Below are 15422 nucleotides of genomic sequence, written 5' to 3' on the forward strand. Positions count from 1 at the left end.
CCGTAGACAGCACCGTCGTCGACCGCCGCCTGTGAAAGAGGCCGCACCATGCCTGAGGAACCGACTCCGCCCACAGCGCCCCCCGGGGTCCGACCTGGCCGACACCCTCCGGCCCACCAGCCGACCCCGGATCGCAGACCGCACCCGCCGCTAACACCCCAAGCTCCGTGAAGAAGCGGCACCCCGTGCTAACCCACGGCGCCATCGCTCTCGTGGCGGTCGTCATCGGCGTCGGGATCGGCAACAGCGGTGGCTTGCCGGGCGACGGGAAGCAGGGGGCGGCCTCCGCGCCGTCCACGCCCACGACCGTCCCGCCGGTCACGACCCCGTTCACGCCGGCGCGGACGGCAGCGGCCGACCCGAAGCCCACGACCCCGACACCGAAGCCCAAGGCGACCGTCAAGCCGAAGGCGACGGCGAAGCCCGGCCCACCCACGTCCTTCGAAGGAGACGGCGAGTACCTGGTCGGCGACGACATTGCCGCCGGCACATACAGGACCGCGGGGCCGCAGGACGGAATTCCCTGCTACTGGGAACGGAACAAGGACTCCAGTGGCAGCTTCGACTCAATCATCGCCAACGACACCGTCAGCGGCACGGGCCGCGTGACCCTCCGCATGGGCGAGGTCTTCAAGACCGAACGCTGCACGATCTGGAAGAAGGTGGGCTGACCATGGCCTCCCCTGCGCAGAGCGCGCGCACCGACGCCGCCGCCCCCGAGCTCGCCCTTACCGACGAGGCCAGTACGACGAAGGCCGATGCGGACGAGATCCGACCGGACGAGGGCCTCCTCGCCGAGGTGAACCAGCGGTTGGCCTCCTCCGGACTGGGCGACGCGGTCCGGACACTGGTCTCCGACGCACTGGCCGTCGTGGCGACGGGCACCGACGGCCACGGAGGATCCCCCGCAAAGGGAGCCGTGTTGAAGTCCGTCACCGTGCAGGGCTTCCGGGGCATCGGACCGGCCCGCACACTCGATGTCCCGCCCGGCCCCGGCCTGACCGTCGTCACCGGACGCAACGGCAGCGGCAAGTCCAGTTTCGCCGAGGGCATCGAGGTGGCCCTCACCGGTGCCAACCGCCGGTGGCTCGGCGACAACGGCAAGCCGGCGCACCCGGTCCAGCAGCGCGGCTGGCGCAATCTGCATCACCCTCGGGAGCCGCGGATCGATCTGGCGATCCTGGTACCCGGCCGGACGGCCCCGCTCACCGTCACGCGTACGTGGGCGGGAGAGACGTTCACGGACTCGCAGGGCCGCGTCGCGGGCCTCAGTGCAGAACCGGCGCCCGTGTCCGCCCTCGGTTGGGACGAGGCGTGGCACACGTTCCGCCCGATTCTGTCGTACAGCGAACTTGGTCAGATGATGGCCGCCAAGCCGGTCCGCATGTACGACGCCCTCGCCACGATCCTCGGTCTCGGACCGCTCTCCGCCGCCCGGCAGCACCTGGCCGACCGGGAGAAGACGCTTGCCCAGCCCGGCAAGCGCGCCAAGGCAGCCTTGGAGGAACTCCGGACCGTCCTCGCCGCCACGGACGACGACCGGGCGCGCGCGGCCGCCCCCGCGCTGGCCGCGCCCGTCGATCCGGAGAGGGTACGGGAGGTCCTGGCGGGCACGCGCGCCGCGGATTCGGCCGAACTGGCCCGGCTGCGACGCCTGGCGGACCTGGACGGCCCCGACCCGGTCGGTGTCACCGCCGCGGCGGAGCGGTTGCGTATCGCTGCGACCGCCGCTGACGATGCCCATCTTTCCGACGCCGGTGATGCCCGTGCCCGTGCCGATCTGCTCGACCGCGCGCTCCTGCACCACCAGCGGCACCGTACTGACGCTTCATGTCCGGTGTGCGGCGAGGCACGGCTCGACGAGGCGTGGGCCGCTCGGGCCGCCGAACAGATCGAGATTCTCCGCGAGGAGGCCGCGGCCGCCGAAGCGGCAGCGGCCCAACTGCGTTCCGCGCGGGGTGGTTTGCTTGCGCTGATCGGCGGCCCGCCGGTATATCTGCCCGACGCGATGCGTCCGATGTGGGAGACGTGGACGGCCTGCCGGGAGATCTCCGGCCCGGACGTACTCGCCGCCTCTGCGGAGAAGGCGGCCCAGGAGCTGGCGGAAGCCTGCCGTCAGGTGCGCGCCCAGGCCGAACAGGAGCTGGCCGCGCAGGACGAACGCTGGCTGCACGTCGTGCCGCAGCTCGCGGAGTGGCTGCAGGACTACGACGCGGCTGCCGCGGCGAAGGAACTCATCGTCCGGGTCAAGGCGGCGCTGGAGTGGCTGAAGGATGTGCAAGCGGACCTGCGGGGCAGCCGCATGCGCAATGTCGCGGAGACCGCCGGGATGATCTGGCGGCTCCTGTGCCAGGAAAGCAGTGTTTCGCTGGGCAGCATCGAGCTGAAGGGGTCGGAGCGCTACAACGGCCGGAGTCTGGAGCTCGACGTCACCGTGGACGACATGGAGGCGCCCGCGCTGAGCGTGGTCAGCCAGGGTGAACTCTTCTCGCTGGCGCTGGCCTTGTTCCTGCCCCGGGCGACCGCTGCGGACAGTCCGTTCGGCTTCGTCGTCATCGACGACCCGGTCCAGTCGATGGACCCGCGCAAGGTGGAGGGGCTGGCCAAGGTGCTGGCCGCTGTCGCCGCGACCAGGCAGGTCGTCGTGTTCTCGCACGACACCCGCCTCGCGGACGTCCTCCGCTATCACCGGATCCCGGCCACGGTACTCGGCGTGACGCGTCACGACCGCTCCGAGGTGGAGGTTCATCCGGCCGGCGATTCGGTCGAGGCGGCTCTCGGAGACGCACGGCAAGCGGTCAGGGACCTCTCGTCCGAGCCCGACGTCCTGGCGGAGGTTCTGCCCGGACTGTGCCGTGTCGCACTGGAGGCCGCCTTCCACGAGGTGGTCATGCGGCGGGTCTTCGGCCCGGGTACGACATTGCGGGAGGCGCTAAAGATCGAGGAGAACGTCGACGGTTCCGGGAAGCTCGTGCAGCTCGCTGCGCTCGCCCTGTTCGGTGAGCGCCGTTCCACCGGCGCGGTGTACGCCGAACTCACCCAGCGGCTCGGGCGAGAGGCTTCCGATCTGGTGAGCTGGTGCAATCGCGGCTCCCATGCGGCCGTCGACGTGCGGCAGCCCGTGTCGCAGGTGGACCGCACACGGCGCGTGGCCGAGAACGTGAGGTCCCTGTGAATTCCGCCGATCGGCTGTCCAGGGTGGACGCACTTCTCGGTATCGCGATGGATGGGACGACGGCGGCAATCGCGGGCGGCCCGGCAGGCGTCAGCGCGCCCCACAACCGCGCCGCCGCCTTCCTCCTTCGGCGAGCGTTGGAGGACCGGTGGACTCCATCCTCGGCGCCCGGCACCCCGTCCTCCTTCGGTGCGCCGCCCGGACCCGCATCGCCTGGCTCGCGCAGCACGTCGGCACGGCTTCCGCCGGCCGGTACGCCACCACATGGCACTGCCTCAGCCTGGCCTGCCATTACCACCGCTCGGTGCTGCCTCCGACGCGAGCGGAGCTGCGCGGATGGCAGGATGACGTGGCGGCGGTTCTGCGGGAGCTGCCGACGCTCTGAACGCTGCTGAACGGCCACGAACCCCCGTGGCCGCCTGCGAGCGGCGCATGCCGCACGCAGGCGACGCGCACAAGGTCGTCTGCCACCCAGCGCTTTGCCGGGACCATCAGCTCCCTGCGAGGAACGCGCGCCGGGGCATCAGCATGCGGGCAGGGCGGTTGCAAGTTCCACGATTGCGTAGATCGTCCGCGCGCAGCGGGAGTTGATGTGGCAGCAGCACAGGCACGAGACCGGTGATCATCAGGGTGTCTACGCCAGCTGATCACATCGAGGTCCCGTGCCTGCCGCTCCATCCTGCCCGGTCCCTGCCGTCCTGGTGAAACTGGGCCCCCTCCATCAGCACGACACCGGCCGCCTGCGCGAGCACCTCCAGCGCGTACCCGACCCGCGTTCGCGCCGCGGACGGTGGTACCCCCTGGTCAGCCTGCTGCTGGTCCGCGCCCGCGCGGTCGTCTCCGGGGCCCGGACCGTCACCGAGATCACCGAGTGGGGACAGCGCGCCACCGCTGTGGTGCTGGAGCAGCTCGGCATCCGCCGCCACCTGCCCGGACATAGACGCGCCCCGTCCCACGCCACCCTCACCCGGCTCTTGGCCGCTCTCGACGGCGATGCCCTGGACGCCGCGGTCGGCGCCTACCTGGCCGAACACGACCACACCGATACCGGCAAACACCGGCTCGACGCCGCGGCCGGCGATCGCGGTGGACGGCAAGGCCCTGTCCGGCTCCGCGCACCGACAGCAGCGCCACCGGCACCTGATGTCCGCAGTCACCCACGCCCCCCACCATCACCCTGGCCCAGCGGGAAGTGGGGGCCAAGACCAACGAGGTGCGCCACGAGGCGCTCTGTCATATCCCCGGCTCAGAGCGTGTCTCAGAGCGTGTCTGAGATCCGCCGTATCGGCCGTTCGGGTGGCTCGTTGAGTGGTGTGTGAGTGCTGGCAGGGACGGCTACCCGTCTGATCTAACCGATGAGCAGTGGGCGTTGATCGAGCCACTGCTTCCCGCGCCGAGGACGGGCCGCAAGGGCGGGCGGCGCGAGAAACACCCGCGTCGGCGGATCGTGGACGCGATCTTGTACCTGGCGCGGACCGGGTGCCAGTGGCGGTACCTGCCCAAGGATTTTCCGCCCTGGCCGACGGTGTACTGGTACTTCACCTGGTGGCACGACGACGGCACGGTGGAGAAGGTCCACGACACCCTGCGGGTCAAGGTCCGCCAGGCCGACGGCCGCGACCCGGAACCGTCCGCCGGCCTGGTCGACTCGCAATCGGTGCGGGCCGCGGACACCGTCCCCAAGGCCACCAGTGGCTTCGATGCGGGCAAGAAGACCAAGGGCCGCAAGCGGTTCATCGTCACCGACACGCTCGGTCTCCTGCTGACCGTGCATGTGCTGGCCGCAAACGTCCAGGATCGCGACGGCGCCAGACGCTCCCTGCTGTGGACCCGTCTGGACCACCCCACCGTGACCAGGATCTGGGCCGATCAGGGCTTCGCGGGCAGGCTCGTCGAGTGGTGCGCCGCGGTCTTGCACCGCGCCTTGGACATCGTCCGCAGGGACCCCGGGCAACGGGGCTTCAAGGTGCAGCCCAAGCGGTGGGCGGTAGAGCGCACCTTCGCACGGATCACCACGCGACGCCGCCTGGCCTGCGACTACGAACGCAATCCGGCACACTCCGAAACCATGATCCGCTGGGCCATGACCGACGTGATACTCCGCCGACTCACCCGAGGCCGACCCGCCGTACGCCAAGGCCCCCACCCACTACGGAAAACCACCTCATAGCCGATCTCAGACACGCTCTCAGTGGCCTGGTGCCGGTGGTGACGGCGCCAGACGGACCAGTGCAGGGCGTGCTCGAGGTCGCGGCGGGGCGTGGGGAGTGCGGTGATCCGCAGGACGGCCAAGAGTTCGCGGCCGCTGGCCGGGGCGAGTTGAAGGCCGTGTTCGGTTCCGTCGGCGGTGCGGGTTGCAGCGTGGGTGACGGCGAGGACGGCGGCGGCGAACAGGCTGATCAGGCTCCAGCGCATCCAGGAGGTCCAGCAGGTCACCTGGCCCTGGTCGAGTCCGGCCAGGCCCTTCGCGCCTTGGAAATCCTCCTCGATCTTCCAGCGGGTGCAGATGATGTTCACGAGGACCGCGAGGCTGACGGGGGTGGTGGAGTGGCAGCGGTAGAAGGACAGTTCGCGGGTGTATCGGTGGCGGCGCACGACGAGGAACGCGTGTCCGGCCTCGTCCCGGCCTGCGGGGGCGTCGTCGGCCAGCACGTCGATCAGGGACCAGTCGTAGTGGCGGTCGCCTTTGGTGCCGTTGCCCGTACGTCGTCGCATCCAGGCCCTGGCCGGCACCTTCGCCGCCAGCTCGGTGGCGCTGAAGCGGCCCACGGCAGTGCGCGCGCGATGGTCGGCCTTGACCGTCAGGGCGTAGTCGAAGCCCAGAGTGCGGGCGGTGCGGCGCAGCTCCAGGCTGCCGTAGACCTCGTCGCCGGTGAACCAGCGGGCCAGATGGCCGAGTTGGCGGGCGCGGTGCAGCATGGCGGCGGCCAGCTGAGGCTTGGTGGCGAAGGTGACCTCGTCGGGCACGTGCCGCAGCAGCCTGCGCTCCTCGTCTTCGGCCCAGGCGGCGGGCAGGTAGAGCTCGCGGTCGATCAGGGCGTGGCCGCGCGGCGAGGCGTAGGTGAGATGGACGGCGACCTGGCACAGACCCACCCCGCCAAGAGCGCCGGAGTACTGGTGGGAGGCTCCCACGCAGTCGGTGGAGGACTTCTCGTCACCCGTCTCGTCGACGATCAACACGGCTTCGTTGTCAGCGAGTTCGGCCGCGACCCAGGCGGCGAGACGGTCGCGGACCAGGTCATGGTCCCAGGCGCCGCGCGAGAGGAAGTGCTGCAGGCGGTGCGGCCCGTCGTGCCCGAGCGCCTCGGCGAGGGTCCAGCAGTTGCGCCGCTCCAGCTCCATCAGCATGCCCTGCGTCATCGCCCGGCCCAGCATCCGCGAGTCCCGGCGGGGGAAGCAGACGGCCACCGCCGCCATCAGCGACCCGAACGCTGCCGTCCAGACCCGCTCGGCTATCGTGGCCTCCACGGCCACCTGGTTCTTGATCGTCTTCACACACGTCAATGATCACGGTGGCCGTTCCCGTGTCCGCGGCCACCCCCACCCTGACCTGCACGGACGCCTCAACGATCAAGACTTACATCTGCCGTGACGGAAGGCCGAGCCCGTTCCTCGAACTGGTCACCGACGCGACTGATTGACCTTCTTCGACGGGTAACGGCAGGGGGTCAGAAGGAATCTGCGTCGTCCACGGTCATGGAACGGCGGTTGGCCTGCGCGACCGTGTGCGCGAACCATTCCAGTACCGAGCACAGTTCATCGCCGTGTGCGGCGAAGACCTCCAGCGGGAAGGACGGGCGGAGGTCCAGTTTGGCTTCCGCGAGCCCGATGCCGTCGATGGCGTTGAAGCGGTTGAGCAGCTCGCGCCGCAACGGCTCGTCGTCGAAGGGTGGGCGGCGCTTCAGGTACTGGAAGACGACCTCGACGGTGCCGGAGACCGGGTAGATACCCAGCGGCCACGTCGTACGGATGCCGGGTGTGCCGACGATCCGGGCCGTAGGGAAGCAACTCGTCTCGTTCGCGCGCCCGTAGGCGACGTGACCGCCCTGCTGCTCCCAGAAGCGGAGTGCCCGCAGGACTCCGTCGACGGTCTCCTGGGTCTGGTTGTCCCGCAGTTGCGTTTCAAACCGAGCCGCCTGCGACTGCCTTCCGGCGTCGTCCGCGGGAGTGGATGACGCGGCCTCCTCATCGAGGTCCCGGCCCAGCAGGGCCGCCAGATCAGCCGTGGTCACCCGGTGGGAGCGTCGAGCCCGGCCGGCGTCGTCGAAGGGAACGCCTTCCGTCTCCAGACGAGTCCGCGCGTCTCCGGATTCCTCGCCGCCCGGCCATCGGAAGCCCGCCGAGACGCGGCCGTCTGCCGTCAGTACCCGGTAGGCACCGTGCAGTCCGGCCGTGCCGGCCAGGTGCTGGCCTACCGGGACCGCATGGGTGCCGATGAGCGCCGCGAGGTCGCCGTACGTCGTCCACGTCCCGGCCGGCATGGCGAGGAGGGCGGCACGCAACTCCTTCCAACCCGACCATTCGTCATCAGCAGGGATCGTCCCGGCGATCGGCCCCGGCCACAACCGCACCGCCCGCTCGGCAAGCTCGTCGGCACGGGCCAGGACCTCGGCCCGGCCCCAGCGATCCTGGCCGGCGATCGCCTGGTTCATACGCAGGGCGCTGGAGTCCAGGATCTCCTGCTTGCGGCGGAAGGGGTGGTTGGACAGCTTCGCGTTGTCAGCCGACAGCGTCAGGTTGCCCAGTGTGTGGACGAGCAAGGCATGGAGTTCTTCCGGAGTCTGCCCGTCCTCGGTCTCCTCTGCGAGCAGGTCCAGCCACTGCTGAGCAGGGGTCTGCGGGAGGACGTGCTCCACCGTGAGGCGGGCGTTGACGTAGTCGACCGGTTCGCTGCTCCCGTAACTGTCCTCCAACCTGCGCAGTACCTGGAAGCGTTGGTTGGTGCGGCCGGCCTTGTAGAAGGGCCGGATGCGGATGGCCTCGCGAACAGCATCGTCGTCGGGCCAGACGCGGGAGCCCACCTGGTTCTTGGACAGGAAGCGGCGCACAGCCTCCGCGGGGTCGTCGTCCTTCTCCAACTCCTTGGGAATCTCCATGAACACGCGGTTACTGCCCACGGTCGAGTAGCCGGCCAACAACCGCCGCACCATGTAGCTCTCGGCATAGGCGAGCGCCTGAGCCGCCTGATGGGCCGTGGCGTGTCCGGCGTCCACACGGTCGAGGAGCACAAGTGCCAATGGGTAGTGGGTCTGTCCTCCCCACCGGGACATCCGCTCCAGAACCTCCCTCAGGTCAGGGTCCGCTTGGCGCTCCGGCTGCAGAATGCGTACAAGGCGTTCGGCGCGCCGTGCGAGCGCCGTGATCTCGTTCTCCAGTGCGGCCTCGTCGGTACTGATCGGTTCCAGACGCCGCTTCTGGTCACGGTAGATGTCGCTCTGCTTGGCCCGGCTGTTGCCCGCCACGACCAGGTCGAGCCACACCAGGAGTTCGAGGTTGTCCGGGCCGAGGAGCTCCTGCATCGGCAGCCAGCGGTTGCGGTAGACCCATTCGCCGCGCTTCTGCAGGCACATGAAGAGGTAGTTGCGCAGCAGGTCGCTCTGGCTCAGCCCGACACCGGTGTTGTTGATCGACTCAAAGATCCGGTAGACGTTGTCGCCCTCAGCCGCGGTGATCTCCACGATCGACAGCAGACCGCTCAGGACGGACTCCACGGTGCCCGTCCACGCCTCTCCACCGTTCTCCTCCCCCTCGATCAAGGCCGACAGGAAGAAGCGGTAGGCGGCACCTACGTTTCCGGGCCCACCCGCTTTGGGTGACGTCTCGATGCAGGCGATGAACGCGTCGCGGTCCGCCTGTGTGGGCAGCAGGCGGTAATGGTCGTCGCCGCTGCGGTACTTGTTGACGAGGACGAGGTCATGGATGCGGTCTGCCTTCTGCTCCGCTCCCCGTGCGCGGTGCCGGTCGCGCAACGCGGTGAAGGCGAGCATGAGGGTGGTCAGTCGCTGCTGCCCGTCGACGACAAGCCAGCGCTGCATCCCACCCGCTGTGATCCGGCCGGGCGCCAACACGACGGAACCGAGGAAGTGCGCTGTGGTAGCGCGGTTACCCGACTGGTCCTCGACCAATTCCATCACGTCGTCCCAGAGCTGTTGCAGCTGCTCACGCCCCCAGCTGTACGTCCGCTGGTACAGGGGCACTTGATACTGCTTCTCGCCTTGGACGAGGTCATTGAACGTGGTCTCCTGAGCGTGCACGCGCGCCTCTCCAAAGGTATGTCGGTGGGCTCCATGCTTCCACTGCCGAGACGTCCAGGGGCCGAAAACCGGGCATATGGCGGCGGGACAACGTATCCGGGTGTGCTACGGACCGGCTTCAGCCCTCGTCAGCACCGGGAACCGTGGCACACGGCGTCGAACTTGAGCCCAGCCTCCGCCAACGCCGCTACTGTCAAGTCGTTGCCACTCACGCTCCAGGAGGTCACAGATGGTCGCCGTCGCCTTGGTGCACAGCACTGCGGTGATGATGCAGCGACTCCCCGAGAAACCCCCGGCGTGGCTGACGCGCGGCGAGCGAACCTTCGCGTACCCGTACAAGGACTGGAGGAAGCCACGCGTATGGTGCCTCTCCTTCTTCACGGACGGTCACGCCAGGTATGAGCAACGCAGGATCATCGGAGTGGGCAGCGTCTTCCCGGGCAGACGCTCGGGCACCTACGAGCGCGCCCTGCTTACACGCGACTTCACTTCGCTCCAGTCGCCGCTACTGCTCACCGATCTTGAAGGCGCCATGGGCGGCAGCCGCCGATTCCTCAACGACGACGGCCGTATGTCTCCTGCGGCGGGCGAAAATCTCCTCAACGCCGTTCGGCATCTCCGTCCACAACTGAACGAGACACTGGATGACCTGGAGAACAGCCTGGGGGCCAGTTCTCCAACAGGAGAGGTCGGAGAACGGCTGAGCCTCGAGAAGGACGCAGTAGGAACCCTCCTTGAGACGTTTGGTGTGGACCGCGATCCGCTCGAAGCGTGGCAGCACCCGCTCCTTGAAGATGACCCCCGTTCTCGATCTATCCCTTTCCTTGAAGGGTTACCCACTCTCCGGCAGATCGAGGACCAGCAAATCGTCCATGACTACATGCGTTTCCCTGGCATGGAGGGCGAAGACGCAGTGCAGGTCGGCTGGAGGATCTACCGCCGCAACTCCGAATCTCCGCACCGGCTTTTCGTGTACAACGCCAACCGCACGCATGCCGAGGGCGTCATGGGCGTCGACATGATCTACGTGAACGAGCACGCGCTCAGTGTCACGATGGTCCAGTACAAGCGCATGCGCCAAAGCGGAGGCAGGTGGGTCTACTGGTACGACGGCACTGGCGAGCGAGAGCTGAAGCGGATGGAAGCGGTAGACATTGAGTGCACCGCTGAGGACGACCGGGCTCGGACGAGGCACCAGCACTCCAGGACACTGGGAGATCCTCGCCTGGTCACCACACCGAGCATGGTCAAGCTGTGTCGGACCGTTCCCTTCATGATGAACTCGGCCGCCCTGATACCTGGCATGTACCTCACGCGGGAGCATTTCTGGGAGCTTCTCCAGCGCCCCGAGTCCGGTGGTCCGTCCGGCGGGACACGCGTAGTCGAAGACTCGGTCCCCCGGTACCTGAACAACACAACCTTCACCACGTTACTCAGGGACGGATGGATCGGCACGCGCGGTACCAGCTGGAACTACATCATCGACCTGATCCGCGAGAGTCTGTCCGTCGGGGGATCGGGCTCTGTCGTCGTCGGAGTGCACCGCAGCGAGGTTCCGCCTGGCAATCGTCGGGTCAACTGACCGGCCTTGCGCAGGTCGGGCGGAAGGCAAAGAACTCTTCGGGCGTCCGCACGGGCCTACTTCCCGGGGCAAAGCTGGTCAGTAGGGTGACCGTGGTCGGCAAGCCTCCCGCGTGTGCCAGCGAGCGGGACAGACATCGCTGGGAGCCATCTGGGAGCCGATCTGCTCCCCGGGCCCCCAGCGAGGGCACCCCAGGCCCACCCAGCCCAACCCCCTGACCACCAACAACGCCAAACCCCCAGCTAAGGGCTGTCCCGTAACTGAGTGACTACGGTTTCGGATCTTGCTTGAAGATGCCGTCCATCACGACGGCTCCGGCTGGACGACGGGCCGGATCTGCTTCCGGTAAACCTCTTCCGGGACGGCCGTACTGGAGTGCCCGACAAGCCGCGAGATCACTTCGAGAGGGACGCCCCCGTCCGACAGCAGCGAGCGAAGCCGTACCGGAAATCCTGTGGTGTCCACTCCTCAGCGTCCGCCCCGTCCACCCCCTTGACGGCGGTACAGAAGGTCCCGCGGACGTGTGAGGAGTCCCGACGGAATGGAGTCGCCGCTGCTGTCCGTACAGCGTGCTAGGCATGGCGGCATGTACTCTGCCGCACCCCTGCCTCACCTGGATCTCACGCAAGCACAGTGGGGACTCCTGGCACGGCTCGCCGAAGGATCGGTCCCGGACCCGAGCGATCGGTCGGCCTTCGTCGAGGCGTTGTCCTTGGACGGGCTGGATGCAGATCTGGCCCGGGACGACCTGCCGACGCTCCGCTGGATGAAGCTGGTCGACCTGGCCAGCGGTTCGCTGGCGCTCACGGATCTTGGCGCTGCAGTGCACTTCCGAGCGTTGTACGAGTCCTCGCAGGAGCGGCTGGCCGAAGTTGCCCGCCTGGCCGACATGCGCGAGTCGGCGGCCCCACAGTTCGCGCGGGCGGTGAGAAGTGTGGCTGATGGCTCCTGCTCGCTGCCAGAGGCGCTGGCGGGTATGGACGAAACCCAGTGACATGCGGTTGGGATCACGGCGCCTCGTGCCCCTCGAAGAGGACATCGACCGCAGCATGGCGCGCCTTCCGGGCAGCCGCGGCAACAGGCCACACTCCAGCCGCAGTCAGCTCCCCCTCCGTGATCACGGGGCCGGCGAGAATCTCCCCCAACAGCTCGCTCTGGCGCGGTTCGAGGTCGGCGAGACGGCGTAGTACGGAGAGCAGCTCGATGAGTTCCGTCGTCCATTCGTGGGGCCAGTGCTCCGCGTGTATATCGTCCAGGGGGCTCGTCCGCTTGCTGGTCGGCGTGGCCTTCCGGTAGCCGAACCACTTGCTGACGATCTTCATGCCGCCGACGTCGTACGCCCACACGACGTCGGGAACGGGAGCGAAGGACCCATCCCCGAGGCGGAGCGTCCTTGTCGCTGCGTCGTACTCCAGTCGATCAGGGATACGGCCGCCGATCTGCGTCAGGTAGCGGACCTGCCGCTCGTCCCCGGCAGTGAACTGCACCTGGCCGGCGACCCGCCCCAGCGCTGGGTCGGCGCACTGGTCTCCGTAGGTCGAGGCCCACAGGATCTCCCGACCGAGTCCGACGGCGCGTGCCCACAACGCTCCGTCTCGGGTCAGAGGTACGCGGACGCCCGGTGTCAGCAGTTCCTCGGCGAACTTCTGGGTGAAGGCATCGTGGCCGGCCACGGCCACGACATAAGCGGCGAGGTCGGTGGCTGTGACCCGATCCTGGTCCGCCGCGCGAGCCAGGTACGCGACCAGTCCCGGCGGCAGGTTCGGCGACCCGTCCGGGTGCAGGAGCGGCAGAATCCGTCCACCGCGGCCGTTGAAGTGGTGCGTATCCGGGACAAGGTGTGTCGCCACGACCGCAGGGCCGGAGTCGATCTCGTGGGAGGACTGCTGGTTGAGGAATATCTGCCCTGCCTGGAGTGACGCCCACAGGTCGGGTCGCGGGTAGTCGAGTACGCGGTTGTCAGCGATCAGCCACTGGCGGTCGAAGCTTCGGAGCGAGGTGCGTATGAGATTCGGGCGGACATCGCTCTCCTGCGCCAGCGAATGCAAGTGGGCGGGCTGGCCCGGTAACGGCTCCCTTCTGGTGTTCAGATCGCTGTCTCGCGTCTCCTTGAACTGAGTGGCCTTGAGGACCGGGTCGCCGCCTCGGATCAACGTGGTCCACCGTCGGCGAAGTACGTCCTCTGATGGGTCGCTCACCCACGAGCGGTTGGACTTCACACCGGGGCTCCCCCACGGGAACAGGTCGTCCAGCACTGGGAAGTCCTCCCATCCGGACTGCGTCACGGGTGTGAAGGGCCTCAGACTGCGGGAGTGCGCGTCACGCCAGCCGTCGTCATCGATCTGCACCGCGTGCAACTGGTCGAACTTGTCCGCCCGGCGACCGGCAAGTGCCCGGTAGTGCACACTCGCCCGGTGGCCCTCGCCCCGCTCCGCTCCCGCCTTGCGAACGAATATGGAGATCGCCAACGGCTGCGCGACGCCCGGGAAGGGCCGCGTGGCAACGTCGGAGCGGTGCCCTTCGGGCGACAGGTTGATGATCCAGCCCTCGTCGCAGGTGCGGCGCAGATACTCCCGCATGCCGCGACCACCAGGACCGGTGGCCCAGCCTGAAGGCGTGATGAAGCAGACCACGCCGTGGCGTTCGCCGTCGTCCGCGTCGAAGACCTTCCAGGTTGCCCAACGCCAGAAGTACACGTACATGTTCTTGAGCACGTGCTCGTACCGCCCGTTTCCTGGGTAGCGGAAGGCGTCGAGCAAGGGCACCTCGGCGCGGTCGGTGCGCTTCTCCACCCAGCCGCCGCGGTCTTCGGCCTTGTCGTCGTACGGCGGGTTGGCGATCACGACGGTCACGGGAACATTGGCCTTGACGTTGTTCGCTCGCCGCCGGGACTCAGACAGGGCCTCGTACGTAGAGGCCAGGTATTCATCCTCGACGAACGGGTTGTCCAGCGTGTCGGTGACGAAGAGGTTGAGCCCTCCCTCAGGTAGCGGAGTGTCGTAGCGCTTGAGCAGCTCGGAGGCCCGCAACTCCGCAACGGCGAACGGTCCCATCTGCATCTCGAACCCGTACAGCCGCGGGGCGAGGCGCGAGATGGCGTCGGCGGACATTGCCCGTCCGGAGCCCTCGGCGGCCTGCTCGGCGACCCGCTCGATGATCGTATGGAGAAAGGTCCCGGTGCCCATCGCGGGATCGACGATCCGAACGCCGTCGCTGCGGAACCCTTTGGGTTGACCGAGCCGCGTGCGCAGTACGTCCTCGGTGAGACGCACCATCTCCTGGACGACCTCATGCGGGGTGTAGTAGGAGCCGCTCCGCTGGCGCAGCACCGGATCATAGATCGTGAGGAAGTGCTCGTAGAGGTGGAGATAGGCGTCACGGTTGCCGGTGCGGATCGCCAGCCAGTCCACCTGGGCGATGGTTCGGCGCAGCAGTTCCAACGTGACGGTGAACCGCTCGTTGACGTTGTCGGTGAGGAGTTGGAGAGCCTTCCCCATGAGGGCGTGGTCGTCGGCGTCGAGGCGGCGTCCGACGTCGTGAAGGCCGATTCCCTCTTCAAGCACGCCTTCAGAACGGGCGAGCAGCAGGGCGAAGGTGACCGCCTGGGCGTAGCCGTCGGCGAACGTCGCGTCGTCTGCGGATGGGAACAGCATCCGCCGCCAGTCGTTCTTGAGGCCCGTGAACGGCCGGGCACGGACATCGTCATCCCGCCTGGACGATCGGGCCTCGGCCGACAACTGCTCGAGGACAGCAGTCCGCAGCAACCGGCAGAGCGGCGCGACGTGCTGCACGAGCCGAGCGACGCGCTTGATGGGTGGGGGCTTCCACACGAGGAACTGCTTCAGCAGCGCATCCAGCGCGCTAGGGTCCACTGGTGCCAGACTCTCGCCCGCCGAGCGGAGCGATCCGGTGAAGTAGACCGTCTCGCCGAGCTGGCGCCCGTCGCGGAACAACCGCCACTCGGTGCCGTTGGAGTACAGCAAATTGGGCAGGTTCCGCAGTTTCTCCCACTGCTCGCGGTTGCTCTTGCTGAAGGTTTCGGGGTCGACCGACAACCCCGGTTTCTTGAGCTCGATGTAGCCCGCGAGCTCACCGCTTGCGCGGATGGCGTAGTCGGGTCTGACGCCGAGGTCGGGGACGCGGAACTCGTCGTGCCAGGAGACCTCGTGCTGATCGTGGTGCTCGCCGACGGCATGGAGCAGCACCTCAAGGGGTGCGCGTATGGCGGCTTCCGGGCTGCCGCCGCCCGACAGTTTGACCTTGCAGGCACGTCCGAACTCCGACACGGCAGCGAGCAGCCAGCTGTCTAACCCCCCTGACATCTTCCCCCCAAGGATCGAGTCAGGGCGCCGATGCTATCTACGTACGGTCATCAGGGGAAGACAGATTGGTCAGCATACGGCCGAATCGC

The 15422-nt window shown here is 68.0% G+C and carries 9 protein-coding genes and 1 pseudogene; 7 read left to right on the forward strand and 3 right to left on the reverse strand.

The features are described 5' to 3' along the window. Window positions 1–167: 167 nt before the first annotated feature. From WA788_RS33040 to WA788_RS33060, 5 genes are all read left to right on the forward strand, one after another. On the forward strand, window positions 168–671 hold the full coding sequence (locus WA788_RS33040) for a hypothetical protein (protein ID WP_335983885.1): 504 nt from the start codon (window positions 168–170) through the stop codon (window positions 669–671). Window positions 672–673: 2 nt separating this feature from the next. Then, window positions 674–3175, forward strand: coding sequence for an AAA family ATPase (locus tag WA788_RS33045; RefSeq protein WP_335983886.1), 2502 nt, complete (start codon window positions 674–676; stop codon window positions 3173–3175). 148 nt (window positions 3176–3323) lie between these two features. Then, on the forward strand, window positions 3324–3560 hold the full coding sequence (locus tag WA788_RS33050) for a hypothetical protein (protein ID WP_335983888.1): 237 nt from the start codon (window positions 3324–3326) through the stop codon (window positions 3558–3560). A 316-nt stretch (window positions 3561–3876) separates the two neighbouring features. Then, entirely contained in the window at window positions 3877–4494 is a 618-nt protein-coding gene (locus WA788_RS33055; protein WP_335983890.1) for a transposase family protein, read from the forward strand. Between the two features lie 50 nt (window positions 4495–4544). Continuing rightward, entirely contained in the window at window positions 4545–5345 is an 801-nt protein-coding gene (locus WA788_RS33060; protein ID WP_335983892.1) for an IS5 family transposase, read from the forward strand. A gap of 20 nt (window positions 5346–5365) precedes the next feature. On the opposite strand, the pseudogene WA788_RS33065 reads toward WA788_RS33060, so the two are convergent. Then, window positions 5366–6670, reverse strand: a pseudogene (locus WA788_RS33065) (IS701 family transposase); the annotation flags it as partial. Between the two features lie 173 nt (window positions 6671–6843). After that, window positions 6844–9429 carry a GmrSD restriction endonuclease domain-containing protein gene (locus WA788_RS33070; protein ID WP_335983894.1) on the reverse strand — a complete coding sequence of 862 codons (2586 nt, stop codon included), beginning with the start codon at window positions 9427–9429 and terminating at the stop codon, window positions 6844–6846. Between the two features lie 229 nt (window positions 9430–9658). Between WA788_RS33070 and WA788_RS33075 the strand changes: the two genes are divergently transcribed. After that, window positions 9659–11011 carry a hypothetical protein gene (locus WA788_RS33075; protein ID WP_335983896.1) on the forward strand — a complete coding sequence of 451 codons (1353 nt, stop codon included), beginning with the start codon at window positions 9659–9661 and terminating at the stop codon, window positions 11009–11011. A gap of 541 nt (window positions 11012–11552) precedes the next feature. Next, entirely contained in the window at window positions 11553–12005 is a 453-nt protein-coding gene (locus WA788_RS33085) for a hypothetical protein (RefSeq protein ID WP_335983898.1), read from the forward strand. A 13-nt stretch (window positions 12006–12018) separates the two neighbouring features. Here WA788_RS33085 and WA788_RS33090 read toward each other — a convergent pair whose 3' ends face one another. Then, a complete protein-coding gene (locus tag WA788_RS33090) occupies window positions 12019–15297 on the reverse strand; it encodes a type ISP restriction/modification enzyme (protein ID WP_335983900.1) in 3279 nt (1092 codons plus the stop codon). Between the last annotated feature and the right edge of the window lie 125 nt (window positions 15298–15422).

Source organism: Streptomyces sp. CA2R106, from assembly GCF_037034245.1.
Classification (GTDB): domain Bacteria; phylum Actinomycetota; class Actinomycetes; order Streptomycetales; family Streptomycetaceae; genus Actinacidiphila.